The following is a 25,822-nucleotide window of genomic DNA, read 5'->3' on the forward strand; positions in this document are numbered from 1 at the left end:
GCCCCCATTTATATTTTATTCTTGGCCGTGATGAATGATTGAATATGCCTTATTGCGCTCGGATATTTTGCGAACTAATATTCTTGCATATACGATTTGCAATTTTTTGTCGCTATTATCGGCGGTGTAATAAATGCCGCTGGGATTCGTTATTGCTATAGTTGCGCGTGTATTTGCTTTGCTCCCATTCGCTGTTGTGCCGTTCGGGTTATGTTGCACAGCGTTTATATATCGTTTTGTCGGCCACGCTTCTTTTGCAAACTCTTCGCGCCCCGTTGTAATTCCTAAAATCTCGAATTGTTCAGGATTGTATTTATCTAAAAAAGTAATCGGCACGCCCATAACGCCGTCATAATCGCAGGGTATATCTTGAACTTTGCTGACTTCTATAGCGTCATAATTATCATATTTAGGGAATTTATCGGGTGAATAATTCTCGATCATTGTAATAAATTCTTGATGTTCAGATACTGCCATATTTGTGAGCCATCGAACGCCTTTGACTCTGATAAATTTTCGTCCGTTTTCGTCAATGCCGCAGCCAGCCGCCTCTAAAGGGTAATTATCGGGAACGTTAAATTTTCTGTCGCCGCTGTGAATAGATATTCCTATCCACATTTTATTATGCATTATGAGCGGGAAGACTTCTTTATATGTTACTGCGTTGATATTGCCGAGAATTAAAAATTTTTTGTCATATTCGAATAACTGTGCAATATATTCGCGTAATAATGAATGCGGGGGATTAGTAACGACAATATCAGCGTCGCGCAAAAGTTCTAGACATTCAGGGCTTCTGAAATCGCCGTCTCCTTGTAATTTTCTCACTGAGCCGGGTATATTCTGCAATAAATATTTTATGTCAAGTAAATCTTGTCTTCCGTCGCCGTTGAAGTCTCTTAATTCCGTAATCTGTGCGCAGTATGGAGTCTTAATTACTTGTGTATTTTGCGAGTCATTATCATTGAATAATAAAAGCTGTTCTCCGGATATAGGGCTGCCTCTGTAACAAGTTGCCGTTAATTTTGCGAGTCCGAGCGCGTTAAAGTTCATAGCAAAGTACTTGAAAAAATTGCTCTCAAAGGGGTCATCACAATTACAAAAAATTTTTTTGCCTCTGAAGTGCGATTTATAGTGCTTTAACTCGTTTTCTATGTCGTCAAGCTGCGTATAAAACTCGTCTTGTTGAGCCTTTGCTGCCTGATGTAGTGCTTTATTGTCGGTCATTGAGTCAGTCCTCCGTGAAAAATGTATGATTAATTATAATATTTTATGAAAGAATTTGCGCTAAATTTCTGACTCGTTAAAATCATGAAAGATGCTATAATGAACGCAATCCGGCCGGGAAGGGTCGGAGGATCGCGTGGAAAATCAAAGATTGCCCAAGCGGGGAGGCTAACCCTACTCAGACTAGTCTAAGAAAGAAACAACCAATCTAGTGTGTGATCCACCAGCGTACGAGCCTAAAAATAAGCTCAAGGACTGTTGCGGATAATGAGATAATCTGTAATTGATGACTCCTGAAAAGTTTTGCGGGAGAAGTGAATTAATAAGCTCCTCCCGTGTTAATTTGCTAATAATATTTCTTGAGAGCGTCGACTCTTTCTCTAGTTGCTTCCGTGTATGCTTCCTCGAAAGTATAGCCCTCTTCACGCATTAATTTTCTTGCTGCCCTGTCGCGTCCTGATTTAATCCATTGACGCTGTTCTTTTCTGAGCTGCTCAAATTCGCGTCCCGTTAATACGTCCTTCAAGCCGTCCCAAACTTGAGCTAATTCTCTATCAGCCTGCAGAAAATCCGGTGAATTCTTGCGCAAAATTTTGTAATCCGCATCGCTCAAAGCAAAGGCCGCCCCGACAAGCAATAATAATAATAATAATACTGCACAAAATAAACGTCTCATTAATTAATTACCTCCTGATTTAGAGATTTAGATTTACGAGATTTCATAAACGATAATATTATAAGTCCCAGCGCAATAGCAATTAATATACCTGAAATTAACGGCCTGAAACGCACCCACGCGACCGCAATAACTATTAACGACCATGCGAGGCCCAGCAAGAAAGCAACAAAGCCCGTCAAAGCTCCGATTATTGAGCCGACAAATGGTATTACATCGCCTAAGATTGATAAAGGCCGGAATATAATATTAAGACTCATAATAATAGCTAGAGTTCCCACGAGTCTAAGAATCCAAGACATGATTTTATTTGACGTTCTTGCATGTTCGAACATGTCGGACATTGAGACTCTGCCCATTTCAAGACGGCTGAAATTATATCCGTTAGTTGCTTTATATTGCGAGAAAGTATTTCCGGAGACCTGCGCAATTATTGAAATATCAGCGGGAAGAATCTGAGTGAATGATATTCTAACGTCGCCGATTTCAGGATTGCCGGGATTTGAGCCTAAATAAATAGTGCTGCCCGACGCATGAATTAAGCCGCGTTTACTGCCCTGTACTAACAAAAGATTTTGTGCTGCCCTTGCGTCAAAGCTGGTAATGTTAAAAGCAATTTCGCCGCCTATAGAATGAATCAGGAAATCAGGCAATTTATAAGCTCCGAAATCTACATCTTTAGCCCATATTGAAGAGTCATCAAGTTTAGCGATAATTTTATTGCTATTCTTATATGAAGGATCCCTGAAATTCTGCGAGTCAATCGGCTCTGAAGTCCATTCTTTATTATATGTGTATGTTGTAACAGTCTCTTCACCGCCGCCGAGTTTTTTACGGGTCTCGCTCTCTTCGTGTTCTTCCCATTGATAAAATTCTGCCTCGCGTTTAAGATTTATGGCATTAACACTTATTCCGAAAATGGGATCGCGCAAAATTTCTTTAGTGTCAGCCCGCCCCGTCGCATGAATTACTTGATTATTAAGCGATGAGTCTATCTTGCTGATATCGTTTAATTCTTGAGCAAGTGACTCGGCCTCACCGATTGCCCCCGCTGTCTTGAATGTGCGCCCTTCGTTCCACCATAAAAGCCAAGTGCCCGCACAAAGTATTATGATTCCTATTATAATGCCGCTGAATGATTCGCCGAGCCTTTGAAACCAGTTCTTACTGGTAACTTCTGTATATGCCATAATAAAAGCCTCCTTATTAAGATTTACATGATTATATTTTATAATAAGCGCAAAATTATTTATATTTATCTGGGAGGTATGTATAAATGTCTCTAAATAATTTCATGGCAATAGCAGCACTCGCAATGTCAATGGCCGCAGCAAATCCGGGAAATACTCCAGCGAATAACGTAGAAGTATGGCAAGATCCGACTTATGATTTTACACAGATCCGCAAAATTTTTGTAATGCCTGTTGAAGCAGATCTTGAGGCCGGGCAGACTCTAATTCCTGAAAAGCAGCTCGCAAAGAATCTCGAATTATGGGCAATGTCCGGAATGAACGCAGCAATCAAGAAAGGCGCAGTAATTGTGAAAACTTTTGATGCTTTAGTTCAGGACATGAATTTTATCTACGGCGAATATGACGAGAATTTATTTTTTTCGCGAGCTTTAGAGATGGGCTATAAAGGTTTTGTGCGAATAACAGTAAATCAGGCCTTCAAAACTGAACACATAGCCGAGTCATATCGAACTTACACAGAATACCGCGAAATCGAACACAGGGACCGCTGGGGACGATTAATTGAAGTTACTAGAATCCCCGAAGAACGCACGGAATTTATACCCGCCCACGATATAACATATTTGCACACAGTCTGTCAGCCTCAATTATATTTAAGTGAAGACCCGAACGGAGATTATAAGGCAGCAGCAGTCTATACAATTTTCAGGGAATATAACGGCGGCCAAGTACTGGGAGTCGTTGAAAATATTCTGAAGGCCTCACTACAAAGTTTATTCACATTCAAGAATGGACTCAAACCGCGCAGAAGATAGCAATTACAGCAAGATATAAAACTTTCACGCCCTCTGAAATATAAATAATCAACAGGGGGCAAATTATTTACTTAATATTATAAATTTTTCGCTTGCAATAAATATTTTATATTGATATATTACAAGTTAGTAAATAAATTTTTCCTGAAAATTATTACTTGCATAAATAAAATATGAATGGAGATATTATCATGATTAGCGCGCTGGATTTTGCCGAACCTTTTTTCAGTCTCGACCTCGTACAAAATGAGAAAGAATACAAAATTGACTCAAATAGTCTCATTATAAACTTGGCCGAGCGTTCTAATTCTACTATGTATATCAAGGGCGCGGGGATTCCTCCGTTGAAGGCTGCAATCGCTAAAGGGTGCATTATTAGTGATATTTCGCTCGCACTTGTCGTGAAAGATTATGAACGCTGTAATATTAACGACATTCCCACTATACAAGCAATAAAACGCACTTGGAAGACAATTTATGAATGTTCCGGAATGGAGCGGCACAAAGGACTCCCCTATTATAAATCGCCTAAGTTCAAAATGGGTGAAGGCCGTAATCATATCGAGTTAAATTTTTGCTTTGTCTCCGAACCTCTTGCACCGTCCGGGCCTCATCAGTTACACGACAGAAATTTTGACGAAGTTCACGCTCAAATCTTAGGCTACGGAAAAATGCAGAAATTCACAACTAACGATATTAATACTTATTTCGGCGAATATATTATGGCACCGGGGATAATTCACGATAAATTTTATGACGCGTCAGGAGAATATCCTTGGCACCAGTATCAAAGCATTACTCCCTGCGTTTACTGCCCGATCGAACTTGATAGATAAATAAATATTTTCAGGAGGCATAAAATGTTATTCAGCGTCTGCGCAGTTGATAGAGATTTAAGCCCTGATGTTCCCTTCCCGTTAAGACAAAAGAGTTATAGAGAATGCGCCAGTGTTGCCGAGTCTCTAGGTTTTAACGGTATAGAGTTACAGATTCAAGATCCCGCGGGCTATGATGCTAAAGAATTACGGAAAATTTTAGACTTTTACGGCTTGAGAGCTTCAGCAATAACAACGGGGCTTGCTTATACTTTCGAGGGGTTGAGCTTGTCCCACCCTGATAATAATATAAGGCACAAGGCAGTCGAACGTATGCAAAGACAGTTAGACCTAGCAAGAGTCTTAGACTCTCAAATTCTAATCGGCTACATGAGGGGACGAAAACAGCCCGGCCAGAGTGACGAAGACTACGAGGCAATTTTGACGGACTCACTCGGTGAAGTTGCAGACTACGGCGCAAATATCGGAGCGGCTACAGTTTTCGAGCAAATTAATCATCATGACGGCGACGTGTTTAATTCTACAGACAGGACTATGAGATTTCTTGAAAAATTTAATAATGACTGGCTGCTATATAACGGTGATACTTATCACATGATAGAAGAAGATTCAGACATTCCCGCAGCAATAAATAGATCTTTATCAAAATTGTCATTATTTCACGTGTCAGATTATGGCCGAATGCTCCCGGACGGTAAACACTTTAATTTTGAGCCGGCAGCAGAGACTCTCATAAAAGCAGGCTATAATAAATGGGTAACGATTGAAGCAAAGCCCTTACCTGATACTATATCAGCGTGTTCACGAGGGATTAATTATTTAAGATATATGTTCAGAAACAGCGAAAAACTTTAATATAAAAATTTTTATGCAATAAGGAGGAATCTATAAATCATGAAAGCAGCAATAAATAAACCTATCACAATCGGAGTAATAGGCACGGGCTACGGGTGCATACTTCACGGCAACGGTTACGAGAATATGGGCGGAATTCCCATAAGACTCAAGACAATTTGCGGCGGCAGTAATCGCAGTAAGGCCGAGTCAATGAAGGAACGCTATAATTTTGAAGTCCTGACTATGGACTGGCACGACATAATTAATGACCCTGAAATTGACGTAGTTGATATTCTCACAAATCAAACTCTTCATGTTCCGATTGCTAAGGCAGCATTTAAAGCAGGTAAGCACGTAATTTGCGAGAAACCTTTGACGGGCTATGTCGGCAGCGGTGAAGATAATATCGGGCATAATGTATCTAAAAAATTTATGTATGACGAGATTATAAAGCAAATGGACGAACTTAGAGAAATTTTCAGGGCAAGCGGCAAAAAATTCATGTACGCAGAGAATCAAGTTTATGCGACACCGATTCAGAAGGCAGCGGAAATTATACGCAAGAAAAAAAGTAAAATTATGCTCATGAACAGCGAGAATCTTTTAATCGGGTCAAGTTCTCCTAAGGGCGGACACTGGAACGAGATCGGCGGCGGCACTATGATGAGAAACGGGATTCACGGTCTAACTGCAATGCTTTATCTCAAGAAACAAGAAGCTCAAGCAAGGGGAGAAGATTTCAAGATTGTTAGTGTAGTTGCTGATACAGGCGTTCAGACTCAAGCAATCGAGAAAGAATCACACCGTTATGTAAACGCCCGCCCTGTAGACGTTGAAGATGTCTGCATTGTAACTGTAACATTCAGCGATAATACAAAGGCTGTAGTGCTGTGTTCTGATGCAGTTCTCGGAGGCTCGCGAAACACTGTAAATATTTATGCTCATGACTCTTCATTTAGGTGTAACTTGAATCCGTGCGATATTCTTAATACTTACTTTATGGACGAAGAGAATCTTGACGACGTATATATTTCTGAAATGCTGCCAATGAAAAGGGGCTGGAATCAGGCTTTTGTCTCTGATGAAGTTATACGCGGCTACACTGGAGAATTACGCGATTTTATGGAGTGCGTGGCATTTGATAGAGAACCTCAAGCAGATTTTGATCTAGCTTATAACGTAATGAGAGTAATTTATTCGGCCTATATCTCAACAGAAGAAGGACGCAGAGTCTTTCTTGACTAAATAAATTATAAATATTGAATCATCAGCATATAAATAACAGTCCCGGCCGTTATGCTTAAAAGTGTACTGCGCTTCCATATTTGCAGCAATATTACTATCAGGCAGGCGGCCATTTCTTTGACTCCATGTGATTCACGCAGACAGTAAATTACAAGCATAGCCATTACTGAATAAGGCAATACCCGGCCAAGATATATAATAAATTTCGGGCAGCTCCGACTGAACGCTATAAACGGCAAGAATCGCAATAATATAGTAACCGCTCCGGAAATAAGAATTATATATAGCGCGTAATTATTCATGATTAGTCTTGATCCGTCCTTTCACGCAAAATAAACAGTGAAATAATTATTAATATCATCGAGGGAATCAAGAAATTTTTTGCGCCGAATATAACAAGGCATAATATACTCGCAATAAAGCCCGTGAGACTCGCATAATGATTATCTGAATTAAGCCACTGTTCAACGCAGATACTTATAAATAGGGCAGTCAAAGCAAAGTCAATACCACGCGAGTCAAACTTTAACATTTGACCGAGCAGCCCGCCCGCAAAACTCCCAGTAAGCCAATATACATGATTCAATAACGAGACAAGCAAGCAATAATCTTTATTATCTGACTCACATACGAGCGAATATGTCTCATCAGTCAAAGCGTAAATCAAATAAAATTTTTTGAGCCCGTGAATATCCTGATAGCGTTTAATCATTGTAAGGCCGTAAAATAAATGTCGTGCGCTTATCATTAAAGCAGTGAGTCCCGCCCCCGCGAGCGAGACCCCTGACGTAAATAAATCTATCGCAGCAAATTGCATAGTTCCCGAATAAATAGCTACTCCCATGAATAACGCCCAGAAAGCATTATAGCCCTTTGCTGATAATAATATGCCAAATCCAAACCCGAGCACTATATACCCTGTCATAACAGGCAAAGTATCTCGTAAAGCACTCTTTATGACTCCTGAAGTGCACATTTAAGCTCTTCTCCGTCAAGATTTATATTTATCACTGACTCGCCCTCCGGTAATTTTTCCGACAAAATAAAATCCGCGAGTCTATCTTCCAGCATTGACTGTATTGCACGTCTTAACGGTCTAGCTCCGTATTTAGGTTTATAGCCCTTCTCCAAAATTTTAGCTTTGACCTCATCAGGAACAGAAATTTTTACGCCTTTAGTGTCAAGTCTCACTGATAAATCATCGAGCATATTATCAATAATCTTAAGCAGGCTGTCACGTGAAAGAGGCTTAAACACGGCCATTTCGTCAATACGATTCAGGAATTCCGGCCTAAAAAGTTTATTTGCTTCGTCGAGAATAATTTTTTTTGTGCGTTCCCAGTCGCGTTCAGATTGAGACTCGGCACTGATTCCAAAGCCTAAAGAGTTACCTTGCTGAGCTTCCTTTGCTCCCACGTTGCTGGTCATGATTATAACGGTGTTGCGAAAATCTACCTTGCGCCCCTGTCCGTCAGTTAATCGGCCGTCATCTAAAATTTGCAGCAAAATATTAAAAATTTCAGGGTGGGCTTTCTCTATCTCGTCAAATAAAATAACGCTGTAGGGTTTACGCCTTACCATTTCGGTTAATTTTCCGCCGTTCTCGTGTCCTACATAGCCGGGGGGTGAGCCGACAAGTTTAGAAACCTCGTGACGTTCCATGTATTCGCTCATATCGATTCGAATCATAGCGTCATCTTTGCCGAACATGAATCTTGCAAGACACCGAGCGAGTTCAGTTTTGCCGACTCCCGTGGGTCCCATAAATAGAAAACTTCCGATCGGGCGGCGTTCGTCTCTGAGTCCTGTTCTTGCGCGTCTAATTGCCCTAGCTACTGCACTGACTGCCTCATCTTGGCCGATTAAGCGTTTAGAGATTTCTTCTTCCATCTTTAATAATCTGCTAGTTTCTGCCTCTGTCAATTGCTTAACGGGGACTCCGGTCTGCTCGGCAACTATTGAGGCAATATCTTCGGCTGTAATTTTCCGGCGTTCATTCTTGCGGGTATTCTTCCATTCTTTGAGGGCGTTATCTAATTCTTCAGAGATTTTATATTCGCTGTCTCTTAACTCTGTAGCTTTCTCATATTTTTCTGACTGGACGGCCTGCTCTTTTTCTTTCTTGACGGCATCTAATTTTTTCTCGATCTCTCTAATATAATCAGGAATTTCAAGCGATAATAAACGGGTCCGCGCTCCTGCCTCGTCAATTAAATCTATTCCCTTATCCGGCAAAAATCTATCTTGAATATATCTTGATGATAATTTTGCAGCTGCGTCAATTGCCTCGTCAGTAAATTCTACGTTGTGATGATTCTCGTATCTATCTTTGAGTCCCTGCAGAATCAATACAGAGTCATTTACATCGGGTTCATCGACTTGAATCGGCTGGAATCTTCTTTCAAGTGCTGCGTCTTTCTCGATATATTTTCTGTATTCGTCCTGAGTAGTTGCGCCTATGACCTGAAAAGCTCCCCGCGATAGTTCAGGCTTCAAGATATTTGCTGCGTCCGTTGATCCTTCAGCATTGCCCGCGCCTATAATCGTGTGAACTTCATCGACAAATAAAATTATATCGCCCTTGCTGTCTGTTAATTCTTTCACGATTCGGCGTAATCTCTCTTCAAATTCACCGCGATATTTTGTGCCTGCTACAAGAGTTCCCATATTTAACTGTACGATTCGTTTATTTTGCAGAGGTTCGGGGGCTGTTCCTGACGCTATGAATCTTGCAAGACCTTCAACGACTGCAGTCTTTCCGACTCCTGGTTCGCCGATTAATACGGGATTAGATTTTGTCCGCCTGCATAAAACTTGCATGACCCGCTTAATTTCCTTCTCGCGTCCTATAACCGGGTCAAGTTCGCCGTTTCTTGCGCGTTCTGTTAAATCCGTGCCTAAATTATCAAGTGTCGGAGTCTTAATTTTTACATTGCGTTTTGTGTCATTTCCTGACGCTGTAGGAATATTAGCCTTTGAAGGAGTCCCCGATAAGACTTCATTAATTTGCTTAAGCACGGCCATAGGAGTCAAACCCATTTTCTTGAATTGCTGGGCAGTGAGTCCGGAGTCATCCGCTAAGATTCCTAATAAAATATGCTCGGTATCAACATAATTTACACCCATTTTGCGGGCTTCGTGCATTGCTAGATCGAGGGCTTTATTTGCGCGGGGACTCACGGGAAGATCTACGGGCTTTGTGAGAACGTCGGGAGAATTTCCGCCGATTAATTCACGAATATGAGCGGCCAAGTCAGCAGGATTAACGCCTAAATTCTGCAGGGCCTGACAAGCAACTCCGTCGCCCTCCTGAAGTAGACCAAGTAATAAATGCTCGGCCTCTACCATTGAATGACCCATATTTAAAGCCTCATGATGTGCTAATTGTATGACTCTCTTGCCTCGTTCTGTAAAGAATTGCCACATAAAAAATTTTATTCTCCTTTCTACTTATTATATTATGACTCTATCAGCATTAAACTTGTGAGCATGTGCCTTAACATATCGGCGTTATTTTCTTGTCTGGCTGAATCGTCAATATCATTTAATTGCGCTTGATTATCGGACTCTTTTAGTGCGATCTCAATTAAGAGTCTTTCTCGGCCTGTTATTAATTCGCGATCCTGCAAATATTCTAATAAGCGTCTTGCTTCACTGATTGATATAGAATTCCCGATTATGTCATTTAAATGTGAAGATTTCTGCTCAGGACTTGAACATGTTATCTTGAGAATCTTTATATAACCGCTCCCGCCTCGTCTGCTCTCGATTAAGTAGCCTTGTTCGGGACTGAATCGGCTTCTAAGCACGTAATTAATTTGACTCGGTACACAGCCGAAAATTTCCGCTAATTCCTTGCGCCTAAGTTGTATAAAATCCTCGTCTTCCTGTTCATTAAGTAAGTCTAGTAAATATTTCTCAATCTCACGCGTTAAATTATTATTCATGATTACATTTTGCCCCTCCTGAAATTTATTTATATATAATTATATTTGCTAGGTCAGTGATAATCAATATAAAAATTTTTTGCGAACGTGAAAGATTTTATAATTTATTGCCCGCGCATAGTTTATCCCGCCCACTCGCCCGCCCTAGATAATTTATTCCCCGCGCAACGAGTAAAATTCTGCCATTGTCCTGTTAGTATGAATCAGCACCGAGCTTTGATTAAATTCTTTGATTAACTCATCTGATGCAGTGTGAACTTGTTTAATATTCGTGTCGCTTAAATAAATTACGAGCGTATATTCATGAAAGACTCGCCCGCTTTCGTCCCGCCAGCCTCCTAATGCTTCAGTAATCGTGAATCCGTCAAAATATTTTGCTAAAATTTTATCGAGCCTAATTTTTGCCTCATCATGAGTAAATACAGGATTGTTTGAGTCTTTATCATTTGTGCCGAGATAAATAATATATTGAACATCGCCGGACTCTTTTACGAGCATATAACAGTTAAACCCAGCAATACACACAGCAAGCAATGAAATAATACAGGTGAAAATCATAAACTTTTTTGACATAATAATAAACCCTCCCGGAAATATTTTAATCACTATTTATTTATTCAGTCTAGCAAGAGATATGAAAATATAAAATTTTGCTTTGACTTATAAGTCCAGTGCTTACTAAGCAATAAACGAGATAACTAGAAAACTTTTTGCCGAGATAGACTCAATTATTCCTGAAATATTTTATTATGAAATTTGCCCGCTAAAAATTTAATACATAACAAAAAAATTTCCTCTGTAAATCTTTGCTACAACATGAATTAGATAACATTTTTGTATTAGTAAATGTATTAGTAAAAATTTTATCCCATGAAATAATTTCCAGCTTGATTAATAATTTGTCGTGCTATTCTATCATGTTATAGTAGAATTAACATATATTAATGGAGAGTGAATAAATTTTGAACGTGAACGAAAACGAGAATATTTTAGAAATCTTGCATTATCCTAACGCGGTATTATTAAAGAAGTCCGACCCTGTAGACAAATTTGATGACGAACTCGCTAAATTAATCAAGTCATTATTTGCCACAATGTATGCATCTAACGGCGTGGGACTGGCTGCTCCTCAAGTGGGGATCTTGAAAAAATTAGCCGTAATTGAATACGAAGATAATAAAATTGTCCTGATAAATCCTAAAGTTATCGAGAAAAAGGGACTTCAAGACGACGAAGAGGGCTGCTTGAGCTTCCCGGGAATTTATGCGCATGTAAACCGGCCTCAATGGGTCAAAATCGAGACTCTTGACGAACAGGGCAATAAAAAATTTATTGAGGCTGAGGGATATACTGCGCGGGCTGTACTGCACGAAATGGATCACTTAGAGGGCAAATTATTTATTGATTATCTCTCAAATCTCAAGAAAAACGCAATCCGCAAAAAAGTTTCTAAGCACACGGGGGGACATTTTTAGATGTACTGGCTTATAGGGACGGGACAATTTGCGGCAATGTGTCTTGAAGGCTTGAATAAACGCGGCTTTGAATTCAGCAAAATTATAACGGGACTGCCTACTAAATCAGGACGAGGCAATAAAGAAATCCCCTCACCAGTCGAAATAAAAGCAAACTCACTCGGACTCGAAATAACACGAACGGGCAGACTTGCAAATAACAGCGAATTAATTTCAGAACTTGAACGCGAAAATCCTAAAATAATTTTTGTGATTGATTTCGGACAACTCATAAAAGAGCCTTTCTTGTCGCATATGTGTATAAACATTCACCCGTCATTATTGCCGGAATATAGGGGAGCTGCTCCGATTCAGCGCGCATTACTCGATAACAAAACAAAAACGGGAGTAACTTTATTCAGGCTCGTTAAGGAAATGGACGCGGGGGAGATTTTAGCACAATCCGGAAAAATTATTTTGCCCGAATATAACGCGTCTGATTTATATAAGATTCTTGCTGAAACTGGCTGCGACTTGGCCGGAGAAAATATTAATAATTTAGTATTTACTCCGCAAAATGAGAATCTAGCAACTTATGCAAATAAACTCGATAAGGGCGAATTTATACTATCATTTAATATGTCAGCAAAAAAATTTTATAACACAGTCAGGGCGCTTGACATGTCGGGCGGGGCTTATATTTTCGTGCGAGGTAAGAGAGTCAAAATTTGGCGTTGTGAATTAATAAATAATTTGAGCGATTCAGAACCGGGCAAAATTTTAGATTTAAGCGAGTCTATAATTATTTCTTGTGCTGATAAAGCCGTCTCATTGCTTGAAGTCCAGTCAGAGGGCCGGAAAATCTGCACAGGGCTTGAATGGGCGCGGGGGATGAGACTCAAAGCGGGCGAAATTTTATGATTCAGCAAATTATGTAAAATGCGATATAATTAATTCAATCATAACAATATTTAGCAAAGAAAAAGGGCAGGTGCTTCTATGCAGTTTTCTTGGCCGGAAGGAAAATTATTATCTGGACAATCAAATATCGAAGAAGTGTGCGTCAAGGCAAATAAACTCTTTGACGGGAAAATTTTAAATCTGCGCTGTGATGAAGTTAAGACTCCGTCTGGGCGCATTGCCTCGCGTGAAGTAGTCGAACACAAAGCGGCCGTCGGTATGCTCGTAGTTACAAATCGTAAAAGTGTCTTGCTCGTGAAGCAATATAGATACGCAGTGCACGAGGAGACTCTCGAAATTTGCGCCGGACTCATCGAAGAAGGAGAAGACCCTAAACAATCAGCCGAACGTGAAATGCAGGAAGAATTAAATGTCAAGGCAAAGAGTCTCTATAAAATAGGGGATTTTTACGCCTCGCCGGGATTCTGCACTGAAATTTTTACGTTATTTATTGCTGAAGATTTAGAGGAGTCTTCACTGCCTCAGGACGAAGACGAGAATGTTTCAGTTTATGAGGCAGCAATTAAAGATATTCCGGCAATGATTAGGGACGGCAAAATAAGGGACTCGAAGACGTTTGCGGCGTTATCGTGGCTTATGGCGAAGGAGGGGATCGCCCCTGAAAGATAATGCTGTAGTCGCGTCGTTGTTGTTGTAGTATTTCGGGAAGCAATAAAAATTTTTTATATTATTTTAACAGGAGAGATTAATTTAACATGTTAAACAATTTCAAGATTACAGGAAAACTCACGATCGGATTCGGCATTGTGCTGCTTTTATTCGGAGTCGCGGTGTTCTTCTCATGGACTAATATTTCAAGCGTGCAGCATGATGTTAGCTTCCTTCAGTTAGTTACGAATAATACAGTAAAAATTGCGTCTGAATTAAATTCTACTGTCAGCTGGATTCGTGCGGCAATTCGCGATTTAAGATACTCAGAGAGCGACGAGGACATGGAAAAACTTGCGGGCTATGTATCTTCTTTGCGGACTTCACTAGAGAAAGGCAAAAGAATGTACGCAGAACACCCGGAATTAACTGTTCTGTCTAATTTAAGCGAAATGGAAAATATTTTGCGCTCAAGTGAGTCAACTATGAATAGAACTTTCCAGATGATTCACACAAAGCGCACAGTTTCAGCCACTCTCACAAAGGAAATCGAGAAAATGATCGCGCTTTTAGAAAATGTTATCGATATGCAGTACAAGATAACACTTCAGAACTTGAAAGGAAATCTTGAGGGAATTGACTTCGAGACTGATATTAATAGAATCCGAGTCGTTGAAGATTTGCAGCTGGCCTTTGCTACAACAGCAAGCAATTATTATCAGGCTATGTGGCTCAGAAGTCCAAAAATGATGAATGACATAGTACAGGAATTAATTAACGGCGAAAACGCTTATAACAGATTTTATGAGCAAGCGAGATTTAAAGAAGTACGCGACATTATGGCAACAGGGCGCGGAACTTTCACGACTCTGAAAAACGGTTTTAATGATGTTCTTACGTCATTCACTCAGACAGATCCGGCATTTCAGGCTTTATTAGCTGACGGTATCAAGCTGCGTGATATTTCAGATAAACTCACGGATGAAGGCATTAATAGAATCGTAGGACTTTCACAAGGCGTATTTGATTCACTTAGCAGCACTATGACTCTTGTTATTGCCCTTGCAGTCGCAGCTATAGTTATCGGTATCGGAATCGCATTATATATCGCAAAATCAATTTCCAAACCTCTTGGCCGAGTCGTTGAACTTTGCGGAAATGCACGCGATGGCGATATGTCAATCGTTCGTGATGATTTCCATTATGAGGGCAAGGACGAACTCGGAGAACTGGGCGACGCTTTATCAGAAATGTTTGCAGCACTCAGCACAGCAATCGGGGATATTCGCGGACTGGCAGTTGAGAGTCACGAGAAAGCAGGCAGCATGAAAGATGACGCGGGCAAAAACTTAGATTACGCTAATAATGTTAGATCTAGTGTTGCTAATGTCGTTAAATTAATGGAAAATAACTCGTCATCATTGCAGGAAAGCAACGCAGGAACCGAAGAAATGTCGGCGGCCTCAATGACAAGCGCACAGGCAGCAACAGACTGCGCAGAATTTATCTCTAACATGACAACAGTAACCGGCAATGCAGTCGACACAGTCAAAGAAGCAATCGCAAATATCGCAATACTTCAACGCAAGACCAAAGAAAGCGGCGTTAAACTTCAGGAACTCGTCGAGAGCGTAAATAAAATCACAGAATTTGTCGGAGAAATTACTTCAATAGCCGACCAGACGAATTTATTAGCACTCAACGCAGCAATCGAGGCAGCCAGAGCAGGAGAAGCAGGCAGGGGATTCGCAGTCGTCGCCGAGTCAGTACGTAAACTCGCAGAAGATTCAAGCCGTGCCGCTGAAAATGTCAGGAGCTTAATCGAGACATTACAGACAAGTGCAAGCGAAACTAAGACATCAAGCGATGAGACAAGCATTTTACTTGACGAGACTACAGAGAAGGCAAACGGTGCACAGGATTCACTCGCTGAAGCAATGAGCCAGATCGACAAAGCAAATGACAGAATCCAGAATATCGCCGCAGTTGCTCAGGAGCAGGCAGCATCAAGCCGGGAAATCGCCGCAGGAATCGACAACGTTACGAAATCAACAACTGAAATTCTTGAGCACTTAGAGAGTATCAAGAACGACATGGACGAGACCGCGACAATAGCAGAGAGAGCCGCACAGGGTGCAGTTGATCAAACAAATTTAGTCGAGAACATTACGGAAGCACTCTCAACATTCAAGATCGAAGAGACAACAGGCCCCGTAAAAGGAAGTTCACAGCGCAAGGCACTCCCGGCAAAAGGCAAGAAGAAATAATTTAATTCTCGCTTGATAATTTAAAACTTGAAAATTTTTTACTGGAGGGATTGATTTATTCAAAGTCTCTCCAGTTTTTTATGGCATAATATTTATATTTTCATGAAGGGAGATATTTATATGAGAGTCAAGAAAATTTTATTTGCGTTGGCTATAATATTTATTTTAGCTGGTACTGCATTTGCTGATTCAAGGGTCGAAATGATTCGCTGGAAGTGTTCAGATTGCGGCAAAGAGTTTTACACGTTCAAAGGCGATTACACGCTCGATGATTTAGTTTTCAGGGATCATAAACATCAATCTGATACACTCTTCAAATTAAGTAATAGAAATTGGCATATAGATAATTGCAGAGGCTCAAAGGCTCATAGTTTCAGGCGTTCAAATGACAGGTCATATAGAGTCTCGGAGTTATCAAGAATGCTGAATAAAATTATTGCAGTCAGGCGCGGGGGATCATTACGAGTCAATCTCATTGAGTGGCGTTGCAAATTATGCGGCAAAACTTTTTATTCACTCGGCGATAATCTGAATATTAAGCGGTCAGACAAACAGCATGATAAAGTTTTATCACTAGGGAGCCGGCGTTCGATTCCTAGATGCTCAAACAGGGATAATCATAATATTCACGTTTTCGAGAGAAGGAGATCAAGCAGTGCAAGAAGCTGGGAGATTGCGGGACTGCTCGATGATATTTACTGGGTGAAGGACTAATTTTTTTAAGACTCATAGAATCAAGAAAGAGACAAGGTTTTAACGCCCTGCCTCTTTTTTTTTGCGGAATAAATATTTATTTTCCAGCCTGATTAACTTTAAGTTCTGTTTCTTCCGTTAAGTTGTCTCCGACCTTAGCAGTGAATTTTATCGTGCCTATTCTGGGAGAACCGTTATTCTCGGCAACCTGAAATCTTATAGGATATTGATTCTCGCCTGTTGCACTGCCGCTCGTTTCTGTGAATGTGATCCAGTCTACATCTGATGACACTGTCCAGCTGCCTTCAGAAAGTACACTGAATCCAAGTCCGGCGGATTTGTCTCCCTTTGCGTCGATGTCAAAAGTTTTCATCTCGACCCATGAATGTTTAGGCATATCGAGATTTACTACACCGTACTTATCAAATCTCGGATATCTTCGTCCGCCGTCCCACTCGTAATTACCACTCCACGTAACGCCTTCGCCTTCTCCAAAGCAGAAGCCCTCTCTCCAGAAGAAATTAACTCTCATGAGAAGTGTTTTAGTATCTTGTTTGCTCCATATGGATTTATCGACCTGCTATATCCATTCGCTCTTAAAGCTGAGAGATCTTCTTGAAGCGCTCGTTGAACTTATCCCCATGTAGATGCCGTGATTCTCGAGGTCGTCATGCCAAGCCCAGCTGTTATGAGGTCCCTCAACATCTCCTGTCCATTCAACATTTGTATCATTTATTGATAAGGGGGACGCTGTAATTTCCCAGTCGCTTGTTGTCCATGTAACATTTGATGAATGCGAGACACCGCCGGTAATTTTTAAATCGAGAGCGTTGCTCACAGCTCCTATTTCTCCGCCGACACTCCATGTCATGCCTTCCGTAAAAGTTTTATTTTTCGGGACATTTGTAGGGATATAGTCTCCAAGCCCGACTTCATTTGTTGAGAGATCTTTATTTTCTTTGCCGCCTACGACACTGCAAATATAGCTGTTAAATCCGAATATGCCCGTGTAGCCTGAAAGATAATTGACATAATTTGTGTATCCATAACGGCCAAATTCTCCGCCTCCCTGATACCAAGTAAATTCGTGATCCATTTGATCTTTATAATTCAGCGGAGTTGTTGTTGTGTTTGTCTGTACAAGATAATAATCGCAATGATACTTATATGAATGGCAGGCGTAAACAGTTACTGAAACTTGGCTTCTGCGTCTTATATCGGCCTTGTCTCCTCCGATTGCGCCTCCCCATGGTCTATAACCGTCCTGTCTGTGATTGCATTCAATCGTTACTTTCTGAGCGTCGGCTATTCTTGTGAGCTCATTATTTTCGTCGGCTATGCGTGCTTCGATTGAGTTTGCTTCAGAGTTTGACTCCATTGCCATATCTGTTAAACTTGCGCACCAGTTATAATAACTTCTCCAGCGGTCAACATTGAAGAAGAATCCATCCGGGTCTTCAATAGGCAATGTTGATTCTTTCTTGTCCTCGTCTGAAGTAACATCGCTCGAAGAAATTATATTGCCGTCAGAATCATAATATATAACTTTGTCCTCTGAAATTTCGTAGCTTGCGTAATTGTCCGTTGAAGTAACTTCTATGTCATCACTTGTTCTGATATCGGACATAACTGCGTCGCCAGCTAATAAGGCCTGATAATTGAAAGAAAACGTGCGGCCGTCAATAGTACGTTTTGCGATTGCGAATAACTCAATACGTTTTTTGCTGCTTTCCATTACGTAATTACCCTCAAGCCCGACAGCCTCAAGAGTCCTGTTAATATAATCTTCATCGGGATAAATCAATAAAATATTATATTCGTTTGCGTAATCACGGCTGATTTTATCTGCGCTGAATAATAGAATGTCGAGAGCAACAAGACTTAATTCATCGTCCTGATATTTTTCGCGGAGTGCTTGTTCTTCTTCATCAGTAATGCAATAAACCCATGATTGAGGGTTCATTTTGTCGCCGCTTCCGGAGGCTTCGAACTCCTTAATTAGTTCTGCCCATTCGTTACCGTGCATGACTGATGACATGTCGCTGCTGAGAGTTACTGCTAAAGTTTTCTGAACGTCTTCAGTAGATCCCCCCCCCCGTCAGTATTATCGTTTAATAGAGTCCCGGAGCTCCCACCGCAGCCGCCGGAAATTACAACAAGAGAGTATACAAGAATCAAAACCGCCGCATAATTAAATAGTTTTCACAAAATAAAATCCTCCTTAAAGATTAAATTCTCTCTAATTTAAAATTTAATTTAGAAAGTTGTAGAATTTTGCGCTAGAAATTTTATTACTATTATATTTCTGTGTCAAAGTGAATTTTTGTACAAATAAATTATAGACCGGGCATTAACACCCGGCCATTTGCTTTTATGCCTGATTAACATATTCCTTAAGTTGAAGTCTCTTGATAATATCATCTATAGACTCGTCGGGCTGGTTATATTTTTCTGCTGTGTAGTCGCCTGATCCCTTATAGAAATTCAATATAAACATTGCCATTCCGATCGGGCCGAGTGCTTTAAGAAGTGCTTTAGTGCCGACTTCTAAAATTTGCTCGGAGTCATCAAGATTTATATTTACATCTGCCATTTTACAAGCTGCCTCCATTCCGTAAATTCATAAAATCTGCGGGGTTAAATACTCTAAATTTCAGCGATAAATTTTTGCAGGCCTTAATCAATCTATAATCAGTCGTCAAAAAAATATCTGCTTTGCCCTCTTCTGCCAGCGTAATATGTAGACTATCTTTATATTTCACGTTTGCTGCCGACCTGATAGAATTAGCTTTTATTTTCGCCGACTCATTGTGATTAATTTCTTCGTCGACATTGACATATAATAATGAAACAAGATTTCTTTTCAGGATGTCATTAATTCCGCTTAGTTCCATTTTTATAATATCGCTGCCGATAATTATATCGCCATTCTTGTGAGCGTCTTTCAATATAGAAATAACCGCCTGTTTTTCGAGTCTTACAGGTTCGCTGTTTTCTGCATCGAACGGCCTATTATAGCAGCATGTATCAAGATAGATTCGCATTAATCAATTCTATCTTTTTCGAGATACTCAAGCAAAAGGGGACTCAAAACTTTTATATAAGTTCCTTTCATTCCGAGACTCCGACTCTCAATTAAGCCGGCACTCTCAAGTTTTCGCAAAGCATTCACTATAACACTGCGGGTAACTCCGACTCTGTCAGCAACTTTTGAGGCAATAGCGACTCCTTCAGATCCTTTTAACTCGGCTATAATATGCTTCATGCTCTCAAGTTCAGAATAAGACAGTGCACGCATGGCCATTTGAACGCTTAATCTATTTCGTGAAATTTCCTCGATTGATTTTGCGCGCTCGTTGAGAATCTCAATTCCTGCTATCATGCCTAAATATTCAGCTAACAAAATATCTTCAACTAAGAAAGGAGCATGAAATCTCACAAGCATAATAGTGCCGAGTCTCTCTGCGCTGACTCCTATAATGGGCACATACATTAAATGCTTTTCAGGTTTCTCGCCCGAATAAGCATCATCGAATAAAAACGCGTCCTCGTCATGAATTTCTGAGTCTATGCAGCGATTCATTCTTATAACAAATTCACGCGGCATAACTCCATCTCTAAAGCTGTCAGATAAGGCCTTAGATTTATATTCAGGCAGCCAGAAATAACCTAGCATCTTCCCGGACTTGTCGACCATGTAAACATTTGCAGTCGAGAATTCAGAAAGCATCTCGGCCAAGTGATAATAATTTAACGGTTCGCCCTCGTGTTTTGACTGGAAGGCACGCCCTACACGCCTAGTTTTTCTCAAGAGTTCATTTAGTGCCTTGTCGGTGTCGTCATGTCTAGCCATAAATAAATCACTCCTAATAAAATTTTATAATAGATAACGTCTTATATCACGATTTTCAACTAAGCTGCTTAATTTCTCCCGTACCATTTCGGGGGTAATCTCAATTTTTCCGACTTCCATATCACACACTGAAAAGCTGATTTCTTCAAGTAACTGCTCCATCATAGTGTGAAGTCTTCTCGCGCCTATATCTTCCATTTCTGAATTCATTTTGTGAGCGAGTTTTGCTATTTCCTGCGTTGCCTCAGGAGTAAAAATTAATTCCGTCCCTTCAGTCGAAATTAAGGCCTCATACTGACGAATTAAGCTATTTTCGGGCTCGGTTAAAATCTGCTGTAAATTCTCCCAGCTCAAAGGCTCAAGCTCGACTCTAATCGGGAATCTTCCCTGTAATTCAGGAATCAAATCAGAAGGCTTGACTCCGCTGAATGCCCCCGCAGCAATAAATAAAATATGATCGGTCTTGACTGGACCATAACGAGTCTGAACTGTCGAGCCTTCAACAATGGGCAATAAATCGCGCTGGACTCCTTCTCTGCTTACGTCAGGGCCGTGAGAACTCCCGCCTTTAACGACAACTTTGTCAATCTCATCAAGGAAAATTATGCCGTCTTCCTGAGCCATATCAAGAGCTTCTTTTGACATTGCATCAGTATCTATTAATTTTTCGGCCTCTTCCTGCTGTAGAATTCGCAAAGCCTCTTTTACTTTCATGTGACGGCGTTTAGTTTTCTTGGGAATCATTCCGCCTAGCATTTCCGTTAAATTTATGCCCATCACGTCCATTCCCGGAGTCCCAAATATCGGCAAAGAAGGGTTATTGTCGCTAATTTCAATCTCGACATCACGGCCGTCAAGTTTGCCATCTTTGAGCATCTTTCTAAATCTTTCACGTGTTCTATTATCTGCGGGCGGTTCGGGTTCGGGCTGCTCGTCTTCTTTATCGTCCTTGCCTGCTCCTGTAAATGCTTTCATGAATTCGGGCATAGAAAATTTTTGCTCGCGTCTGGGCAGTAATGAGTCTAACACTCTTTCTTGAGCTCGTTCAAGTGCCGGGGCCTGTACTTCTTCTATCATTCTTTTACGTACCATTGATACGGCAAATTCCGTTAAATCGCGTACCATTGTCTCAACGTCGCGCCCAACATAGCCGATTTCAGTAAATTTTGTAGCTTCGACTTTCACGAACGGCGCATTAGAAAGTGTAGCGAGTCTCCGTGCAATTTCTGTTTTGCCTACACCGGTCGGCCCTACCATTAAAATATTTTTCGGCATTACCTCGTGTGCTAATTCAGGGGGTAAGGCGCGCCTTCTGATTCGATTTCTCAGGGCAATGGCTACAGCTCGTTTAGCTTTATTTTGTCCGACTATGTAACGATTTAAATGTTCGATAATTTTTGCGGGAGTTAATTCCGACGTGATTTTTTTCTCCATTATTCTAGTACCTCAAGAGTAATATTTTTATTCGTGTAAATGCAAATTTCTGAAGCTAACTCAATAGCACGCCGCGCAATCTCTTCGGGACTCTTATCAGTAGACTCCCTCAAAGCACGCCCAGCCGCCAAAGCATATCCCGACCCCGACCCTATTGACGCAACATCGCCTTCAGGTTCCAAGACATCGCCCGCGCCGCTCAATAATAACGTGATTTCTTTATCAGCAGCTAACATCATAGCTTCGAGCCGTCTTAAAGCCTTATCGAGCCGCCATTCTCTAACAAGTTTTACAGCACCCTTCATTAAGTCGCCTTTTTCCTGTTCTAGGCAATCCTCAAATTTTTCTAGCAACGTCATAGCGTCCGCAGTACCTCCGGCAAAACCGACTAAAATTTTACCGTCTAAGAGAGTCCGGACTTTGCGGGCATTACCCTTTATTACCTGCGAACCTAGAGTAACTTGGCCGTCTCCTGCCATAGCAACCCGCGAATCTTTTCGCACACAAACTATAGTAGTTCCGTTAAACAGAGTAATCAATCCTTTCATGTTCGAGAATAAAAATTTTCCTGTATATATTATCTCATTTGATTTATTATTGAGAATAATACGATTAAATTAAATTTTTCTGTGTAATTTTCCGATATTAAATGCAGCAAATATTATAGAATTATAAAAAATTTTTTCACGAGCTAAAATTTTATGATAATATTCACACGGACGCGCGAATTTTCACGAGAAAATATAAATTTTACAGCTACAGAAATATTAAATTTTTCATGTAACAGCAAGGACTCATAAAGCAAAAAAATTTTGTTATACAGCAATATTTTATCAGCTAAAAATTTTATGATAATATTCACATGAACGGCGCAAATTTTCACGAAAAGATATAAATTTTACAGCTACATTTACAGCTACAGAAATATTAAAATTTTCATGTAACAGCAAGGACTCATAAAGCTAAAAATTTTTGTTATAGCGCAATATTTTATCAGCTAAAATTTTTCACGAGTTCACAGCAAGACAGCAAAAAAATTTTCATGATATAATCTCTCACATAAAAGCACTCACAGCAAATAAAAATTTTATACTGTAAATATAAATTACCGTGCTTTGAATCTAAAGGCGCACACAGCAACAAAATAAAATAAATTCATAGGCAAAGAATTTCCGCGCCTTGTTTATTTATCAGGAGGCTATAAATTTATGCTTGAACACCTCAAAGACGAATCTAATTTAACACTTACTGAAAACTTAGCAGCTACTTATAAATCTTCAGGCTCTGAATGTCTTGATTTATTTGCGGCGATCGGAGCATTGAGAAATTCAGACTCTGACTCTATACAATTAAGATTCATGCGGGCATTTGCGGAAGATCCTGACTTAGCTTTGAGAACTGCATTTTACGCGCGTGATGTTAGAGAAGGACTCGGGGAGCGTAAAATTTTCCGGGTTATTCTTGAATGGCTCGCAAAAAACAGCCCTGACTCAATCGCAAAAAATATCGCACTAATTCCCGAATATGGCCGATGGGATGATTTATTGTGCTTACTTGAGACAAATTGCAAAGATTACGCGCTGAATCTCATTAAATCGCAATTACATCAAGACTCACTAATTTCAAAGTGGCTGCCTTCTATTAACGCGTCAAATTCTCAAGCAAGACAATACGCAAAAATTATCGCAAAATTTCTCGGCATGAACTATAAAGAATATCGGCAATTATTAACGAGTCTGCGCAAAAAAATTAATTTAATCGAGAATAATTTACGCGTGAGAGATTACAATTTCGACTACTCAAAGCAGCCTTCAAAAGCAATGCTCAAATATCGCAAGGCCTTTATCAGGAATGACTCAGAGCGTTATAATAAATTTCTTGAAGATGTTGCCGCCGGTAAAAAGTCAATGCATACGGGGACTCTCACGCCTTATGAGATAATTTTGCCTCTTGTAAGCTGGAATAATTCAGAAATCAATCAAGACGAACGCAAAGCACTTAATACGACATGGGAATCACTTGAAGATTTCACGAATGACTCAAACTCTTTAGCAGTTATTGACGGCTCCGGCTCAATGTATAGACAGGACGGCATTATATCACCTGCTGCTGTAGCTTTGTCGCTGGGAATTTATTTCGCTGAGAGAAACACGGGAGAATTCCGCAATCACTTCATAACTTTTTCAGAGAGTCCGCAATTAGTCGAGATAAAGGGACGTGATATTTACGAGCGCGTGAATTACTGCAAGAGCTTTAACGAGGCCGCTAATACGAATATACAAAAAGTTTTCGAGCTTATATTAAATACAGCCATAAAGCATAATATACCGTCTCAAGAAATGCCCGATAAATTATATATAATTTCTGACATGGAATTTGATTCTTGCACTGAGGACTCGAGCATGACAAATTTTGAGTATGCTAATAAAATTTTTAGCGATAATAATTATAAATTGCCTCAAGTAATTTTCTGGAACGTTGACAGCAGAAATATACAGCAGCCAGTAAAAATTAACGATCAGGGCGTGTGTCTTGTCAGCGGCATATCACCGAGAATCTTTGCAATGATCAAGAGTGATAATCTTACACCGGTAAAATTTATGCTTGAGATTCTTAATAGCGAACGTTACGCAAAAATTTATGCATAAATAAAACTTGACAGATTAAATATTGCCCTGTAAAATTTCTATTCGTTGTTGATTGATTTATTTAGCCGGTGTAGCTCAGTTGGTAGAGCAGCTGACTTGTAATCAGCAGGTCGGAGGTTCGAGTCCCCTTGCCGGCTCCAGTAAATAAAAACGGTGGAATGGCCGAGTGGTCAATGGCAACAGACTGTAAATCTGTCGACGGGAGTCTACCATGGTTCAAATCCATGTTCCACCATATAAGCCGATTTAGCTCAGCCGGCAGAGCACATCCATGGTAAGGATGGGGTCTTCGGTTCAAATCCGAAAATCGGCTCTCACGCAAAAATAAGCCCGCACGTAAAAGCGGGTTTTATGTTTATATATACTCTGACAAGCACGGAATAAATAAGCTCAAAGCCGATATATTACCGTATTAAGAAAGTTGCATCTTTCTCTTGTATGATTATTAAAAAAGGAGTTGTAACCATGCTTACTGAACTTATAGTAAAGAATGCAAAAGTAAAGGAAAAAGCTACATGATATGTGATGAACGAGGCTTGTATTCACGCATCGATCCTTCAGGGGGTAAATACTGGATTCTTAGATATTGTGAAAACAAGAAAGAACATAAATTATCACTTGGCACTTATCCGCATATTTCATTAAAAGAAGCTCGCCTGAAACGTGATGAGATTCAGCTTGCTAGGTCAAAAGGAGAAAGCCCCTCGCGCAAAACAGTCCAAGCTCCGCAATTATTTTCAGAAATCGCAAAATGAATGGCTTAATGTACGCATGAAGGACAAAGCAGAAAGTTACGTGAAGACTATTATATTTCGCCTTGTACAATTGTTTTGCATATTTGGCACGATTAGTGGACGGTCTGAATTTGTGAGTTGTTGCGCTGTCTTAGTTTGCACAGAAAAAATAATGTCCGTCTTTGTTGTAAATGGACATTTGCAAATTTTGAGCTAATTTTTTCGTGAAACCTGATTATCACTGAATAAAAAAGTACTGGGAGCCGATTTTGTACTGCGCTCAGCTCGCTGAGCCCGATATTTTCCTAGCCGCAGAATTTTCAAGCTGGCAGTGAATTGATTGTGTTGACAACTGGATTTGTGATATTCTACTGCCAAAATAGATAAAGACTGA

Annotated in this window: 26 protein-coding genes and 3 tRNA genes; 14 read left to right on the top strand and 15 right to left on the bottom strand. The window is 40.2% G+C overall.

Annotation, left to right across the window (positions count from 1 at the left end; translation table 11 throughout):
- Window positions 1–15: 15 nt before the first annotated feature.
- From IJS99_04330 to IJS99_04340, 3 genes are all read right to left on the bottom strand, one after another.
- A complete protein-coding gene (locus IJS99_04330; protein MBQ7561053.1) occupies window positions 16–1,227 on the bottom strand; it encodes an adenine-specific methyltransferase EcoRI family protein in 1,212 nt (403 codons plus the stop codon).
- 346 nt (window positions 1,228–1,573) lie between these two features.
- Window positions 1,574–1,903, bottom strand: coding sequence for a DUF1311 domain-containing protein (locus tag IJS99_04335; protein MBQ7561054.1), 330 nt, complete (start codon window positions 1,901–1,903; stop codon window positions 1,574–1,576).
- Window positions 1,903–3,093, bottom strand: a complete 1,191-nt coding sequence (locus IJS99_04340) for a TMEM43 family protein (GenBank protein MBQ7561055.1) — start codon at window positions 3,091–3,093, stop codon at window positions 1,903–1,905. Before IJS99_04340 ends, IJS99_04335 begins: the two co-directional genes overlap by 1 nt.
- Before the next feature lie 86 nt (window positions 3,094–3,179).
- Between IJS99_04340 and IJS99_04345 the strand changes: the two genes are divergently transcribed.
- The 4 genes from IJS99_04345 to IJS99_04360 all read left to right on the top strand — a co-directional run bounded on the left by IJS99_04345 (window position 3,180) and on the right by IJS99_04360 (window position 6,829).
- Window positions 3,180–3,911, top strand: a complete 732-nt coding sequence (locus IJS99_04345; protein MBQ7561056.1) for a hypothetical protein — start codon at window positions 3,180–3,182, stop codon at window positions 3,909–3,911.
- Between the two features lie 191 nt (window positions 3,912–4,102).
- Window positions 4,103–4,747 carry a hypothetical protein gene (locus tag IJS99_04350; protein MBQ7561057.1) on the top strand — a complete coding sequence of 215 codons (645 nt, stop codon included), beginning with the start codon at window positions 4,103–4,105 and terminating at the stop codon, window positions 4,745–4,747.
- A 24-nt stretch (window positions 4,748–4,771) separates the two neighbouring features.
- Window positions 4,772–5,602, top strand: coding sequence for a sugar phosphate isomerase/epimerase (locus tag IJS99_04355; protein ID MBQ7561058.1), 831 nt, complete (start codon window positions 4,772–4,774; stop codon window positions 5,600–5,602).
- A 39-nt stretch (window positions 5,603–5,641) separates the two neighbouring features.
- Window positions 5,642–6,829 carry a Gfo/Idh/MocA family oxidoreductase gene (locus IJS99_04360; protein ID MBQ7561059.1) on the top strand — a complete coding sequence of 396 codons (1,188 nt, stop codon included), beginning with the start codon at window positions 5,642–5,644 and terminating at the stop codon, window positions 6,827–6,829.
- A 5-nt stretch (window positions 6,830–6,834) separates the two neighbouring features.
- Here IJS99_04360 and IJS99_04365 read toward each other — a convergent pair whose 3' ends face one another.
- The 5 genes from IJS99_04365 to IJS99_04385 form a co-directional block, all read right to left on the bottom strand.
- Window positions 6,835–7,131, bottom strand: a complete 297-nt coding sequence (locus tag IJS99_04365; protein MBQ7561060.1) for an AzlD domain-containing protein — start codon at window positions 7,129–7,131, stop codon at window positions 6,835–6,837.
- Window positions 7,132–7,133: 2 nt separating this feature from the next.
- On the bottom strand, window positions 7,134–7,805 hold the full coding sequence (locus tag IJS99_04370; protein MBQ7561061.1) for an AzlC family ABC transporter permease: 672 nt from the start codon (window positions 7,803–7,805) through the stop codon (window positions 7,134–7,136).
- A complete protein-coding gene (locus IJS99_04375) occupies window positions 7,784–10,255 on the bottom strand; it encodes an ATP-dependent Clp protease ATP-binding subunit (GenBank protein MBQ7561062.1) in 2,472 nt (823 codons plus the stop codon). The genes IJS99_04370 and IJS99_04375 overlap by 22 nt, the downstream gene beginning before the upstream one ends.
- A 32-nt stretch (window positions 10,256–10,287) precedes the next feature.
- Window positions 10,288–10,776, bottom strand: a complete 489-nt coding sequence (locus IJS99_04380) for a CtsR family transcriptional regulator (GenBank protein ID MBQ7561063.1) — start codon at window positions 10,774–10,776, stop codon at window positions 10,288–10,290.
- 153 nt (window positions 10,777–10,929) lie between these two features.
- The gene (locus IJS99_04385; GenBank protein MBQ7561064.1) at window positions 10,930–11,349 is read right to left on the bottom strand and encodes a DUF3574 domain-containing protein; all 420 of its coding nucleotides are present in this window, start codon (window positions 11,347–11,349) and stop codon (window positions 10,930–10,932) included.
- A gap of 413 nt (window positions 11,350–11,762) precedes the next feature.
- On the opposite strand from IJS99_04385, the gene def reads away from it, so the two are divergent.
- The 5 genes from def to IJS99_04410 all read left to right on the top strand — a co-directional run bounded on the left by def (window position 11,763) and on the right by IJS99_04410 (window position 16,780).
- Window positions 11,763–12,251 (top strand): peptide deformylase, encoded by a 489-nt coding sequence (gene def / locus IJS99_04390; GenBank protein MBQ7561065.1) that lies wholly within the window; start codon window positions 11,763–11,765, stop codon window positions 12,249–12,251.
- Window positions 12,252–13,151, top strand: a complete 900-nt coding sequence (gene fmt / locus IJS99_04395; GenBank protein MBQ7561066.1) for a methionyl-tRNA formyltransferase — start codon at window positions 12,252–12,254, stop codon at window positions 13,149–13,151.
- Between the two features lie 78 nt (window positions 13,152–13,229).
- Window positions 13,230–13,820 (top strand): NUDIX hydrolase, encoded by a 591-nt coding sequence (locus tag IJS99_04400; GenBank protein MBQ7561067.1) that lies wholly within the window; start codon window positions 13,230–13,232, stop codon window positions 13,818–13,820.
- Window positions 13,821–13,906: 86 nt separating this feature from the next.
- Window positions 13,907–16,066 carry a methyl-accepting chemotaxis protein gene (locus IJS99_04405; protein ID MBQ7561068.1) on the top strand — a complete coding sequence of 720 codons (2,160 nt, stop codon included), beginning with the start codon at window positions 13,907–13,909 and terminating at the stop codon, window positions 16,064–16,066.
- A gap of 120 nt (window positions 16,067–16,186) precedes the next feature.
- Window positions 16,187–16,780, top strand: a complete 594-nt coding sequence (locus tag IJS99_04410) for a hypothetical protein (protein ID MBQ7561069.1) — start codon at window positions 16,187–16,189, stop codon at window positions 16,778–16,780.
- A gap of 76 nt (window positions 16,781–16,856) precedes the next feature.
- On the opposite strand, the gene IJS99_04415 is transcribed toward IJS99_04410, so the two are convergent.
- The 7 genes from IJS99_04415 to hslV all read right to left on the bottom strand — a co-directional run bounded on the left by IJS99_04415 (window position 16,857) and on the right by hslV (window position 22,594).
- Window positions 16,857–17,291, bottom strand: a complete 435-nt coding sequence (locus IJS99_04415; protein MBQ7561070.1) for a BACON domain-containing protein — start codon at window positions 17,289–17,291, stop codon at window positions 16,857–16,859.
- 48 nt (window positions 17,292–17,339) lie between these two features.
- Window positions 17,340–18,785: a leukocidin family pore-forming toxin gene (locus IJS99_04420; protein MBQ7561071.1), complete on the bottom strand. Its 1,446-nt coding sequence runs from the start codon at window positions 18,783–18,785 to the stop codon at window positions 17,340–17,342.
- 345 nt (window positions 18,786–19,130) lie between these two features.
- The gene (locus tag IJS99_04425; protein ID MBQ7561072.1) at window positions 19,131–19,352 is read right to left on the bottom strand and encodes a hypothetical protein; all 222 of its coding nucleotides are present in this window, start codon (window positions 19,350–19,352) and stop codon (window positions 19,131–19,133) included.
- A gap of 1 nt (window position 19,353) precedes the next feature.
- Entirely contained in the window at window positions 19,354–19,803 is a 450-nt protein-coding gene (locus tag IJS99_04430) for a hypothetical protein (protein ID MBQ7561073.1), read from the bottom strand.
- Window positions 19,803–20,612, bottom strand: a complete 810-nt coding sequence (gene codY / locus IJS99_04435) for a GTP-sensing pleiotropic transcriptional regulator CodY (protein MBQ7561074.1) — start codon at window positions 20,610–20,612, stop codon at window positions 19,803–19,805. The genes IJS99_04430 and codY overlap by 1 nt, the downstream gene beginning before the upstream one ends.
- Window positions 20,613–20,636: 24 nt before the next feature.
- Entirely contained in the window at window positions 20,637–22,046 is a 1,410-nt protein-coding gene (gene hslU / locus IJS99_04440) for an ATP-dependent protease ATPase subunit HslU (GenBank protein ID MBQ7561075.1), read from the bottom strand.
- Window positions 22,046–22,594 (bottom strand): ATP-dependent protease subunit HslV, encoded by a 549-nt coding sequence (gene hslV / locus IJS99_04445; GenBank protein ID MBQ7561076.1) that lies wholly within the window; start codon window positions 22,592–22,594, stop codon window positions 22,046–22,048. The genes hslU and hslV overlap by 1 nt, the downstream gene beginning before the upstream one ends.
- 660 nt (window positions 22,595–23,254) lie before the next feature.
- On the opposite strand from hslV, the gene IJS99_04450 reads away from it, so the two are divergent.
- The 5 genes from IJS99_04450 to IJS99_04470 all read left to right on the top strand — a co-directional run bounded on the left by IJS99_04450 (window position 23,255) and on the right by IJS99_04470 (window position 25,449).
- On the top strand, window positions 23,255–24,694 hold the full coding sequence (locus IJS99_04450; GenBank protein ID MBQ7561077.1) for a DUF2828 family protein: 1,440 nt from the start codon (window positions 23,255–23,257) through the stop codon (window positions 24,692–24,694).
- 64 nt (window positions 24,695–24,758) lie between these two features.
- Window positions 24,759–24,834, top strand: a tRNA-Thr gene (locus tag IJS99_04455).
- 12 nt (window positions 24,835–24,846) lie between these two features.
- Window positions 24,847–24,929 (top strand) — tRNA-Tyr (locus IJS99_04460).
- Between the two features lie 5 nt (window positions 24,930–24,934).
- Window positions 24,935–25,007 (top strand) — tRNA-Thr (locus IJS99_04465).
- Between the two features lie 223 nt (window positions 25,008–25,230).
- Complete coding sequence (locus IJS99_04470) at window positions 25,231–25,449, top strand: DUF4102 domain-containing protein (GenBank protein ID MBQ7561078.1); 219 nt, start codon at window positions 25,231–25,233, stop codon at window positions 25,447–25,449.
- Window positions 25,450–25,822: the final 373 nt, after the last annotated feature.

This window comes from Synergistaceae bacterium (genome assembly GCA_017444345.1).
Classification (GTDB): domain Bacteria; phylum Synergistota; class Synergistia; order Synergistales; family Aminobacteriaceae; genus JAFUXM01.

Coding starts and splice junctions, on each gene's coding strand:
- IJS99_04330 (MBQ7561053.1), bottom strand. CDS start 1,227: ATGACCGACAATAAAGCACTACATCAGGCAGCAAAGGCTCAACAAGAC.
- IJS99_04335 (MBQ7561054.1), bottom strand. CDS start 1,903: ATGAGACGTTTATTTTGTGCAGTATTATTATTATTATTATTGCTTGTC.
- IJS99_04340 (MBQ7561055.1), bottom strand. CDS start 3,093: ATGGCATATACAGAAGTTACCAGTAAGAACTGGTTTCAAAGGCTCGGC.
- IJS99_04345 (MBQ7561056.1), top strand. CDS start 3,180: ATGTCTCTAAATAATTTCATGGCAATAGCAGCACTCGCAATGTCAATG.
- IJS99_04350 (MBQ7561057.1), top strand. CDS start 4,103: ATGATTAGCGCGCTGGATTTTGCCGAACCTTTTTTCAGTCTCGACCTC.
- IJS99_04355 (MBQ7561058.1), top strand. CDS start 4,772: ATGTTATTCAGCGTCTGCGCAGTTGATAGAGATTTAAGCCCTGATGTT.
- IJS99_04360 (MBQ7561059.1), top strand. CDS start 5,642: ATGAAAGCAGCAATAAATAAACCTATCACAATCGGAGTAATAGGCACG.
- IJS99_04365 (MBQ7561060.1), bottom strand. CDS start 7,131: ATGAATAATTACGCGCTATATATAATTCTTATTTCCGGAGCGGTTACT.
- IJS99_04370 (MBQ7561061.1), bottom strand. CDS start 7,805: ATGTGCACTTCAGGAGTCATAAAGAGTGCTTTACGAGATACTTTGCCT.
- IJS99_04375 (MBQ7561062.1), bottom strand. CDS start 10,255: ATGTGGCAATTCTTTACAGAACGAGGCAAGAGAGTCATACAATTAGCA.
- IJS99_04380 (MBQ7561063.1), bottom strand. CDS start 10,776: ATGAATAATAATTTAACGCGTGAGATTGAGAAATATTTACTAGACTTA.
- IJS99_04385 (MBQ7561064.1), bottom strand. CDS start 11,349: ATGTCAAAAAAGTTTATGATTTTCACCTGTATTATTTCATTGCTTGCT.
- fmt (MBQ7561066.1), top strand. CDS start 12,252: ATGTACTGGCTTATAGGGACGGGACAATTTGCGGCAATGTGTCTTGAA.
- IJS99_04400 (MBQ7561067.1), top strand. CDS start 13,230: ATGCAGTTTTCTTGGCCGGAAGGAAAATTATTATCTGGACAATCAAAT.
- IJS99_04405 (MBQ7561068.1), top strand. CDS start 13,907: ATGTTAAACAATTTCAAGATTACAGGAAAACTCACGATCGGATTCGGC.
- IJS99_04410 (MBQ7561069.1), top strand. CDS start 16,187: ATGAGAGTCAAGAAAATTTTATTTGCGTTGGCTATAATATTTATTTTA.
- IJS99_04415 (MBQ7561070.1), bottom strand. CDS start 17,291: ATGAGAGTTAATTTCTTCTGGAGAGAGGGCTTCTGCTTTGGAGAAGGC.
- IJS99_04420 (MBQ7561071.1), bottom strand. CDS start 18,785: ATGCACGGTAACGAATGGGCAGAACTAATTAAGGAGTTCGAAGCCTCC.
- IJS99_04425 (MBQ7561072.1), bottom strand. CDS start 19,352: ATGGCAGATGTAAATATAAATCTTGATGACTCCGAGCAAATTTTAGAA.
- IJS99_04430 (MBQ7561073.1), bottom strand. CDS start 19,803: ATGCGAATCTATCTTGATACATGCTGCTATAATAGGCCGTTCGATGCA.
- codY (MBQ7561074.1), bottom strand. CDS start 20,612: ATGGCTAGACATGACGACACCGACAAGGCACTAAATGAACTCTTGAGA.
- hslU (MBQ7561075.1), bottom strand. CDS start 22,046: ATGGAGAAAAAAATCACGTCGGAATTAACTCCCGCAAAAATTATCGAA.
- hslV (MBQ7561076.1), bottom strand. CDS start 22,594: ATGAAAGGATTGATTACTCTGTTTAACGGAACTACTATAGTTTGTGTG.
- IJS99_04450 (MBQ7561077.1), top strand. CDS start 23,255: ATGCTTGAACACCTCAAAGACGAATCTAATTTAACACTTACTGAAAAC.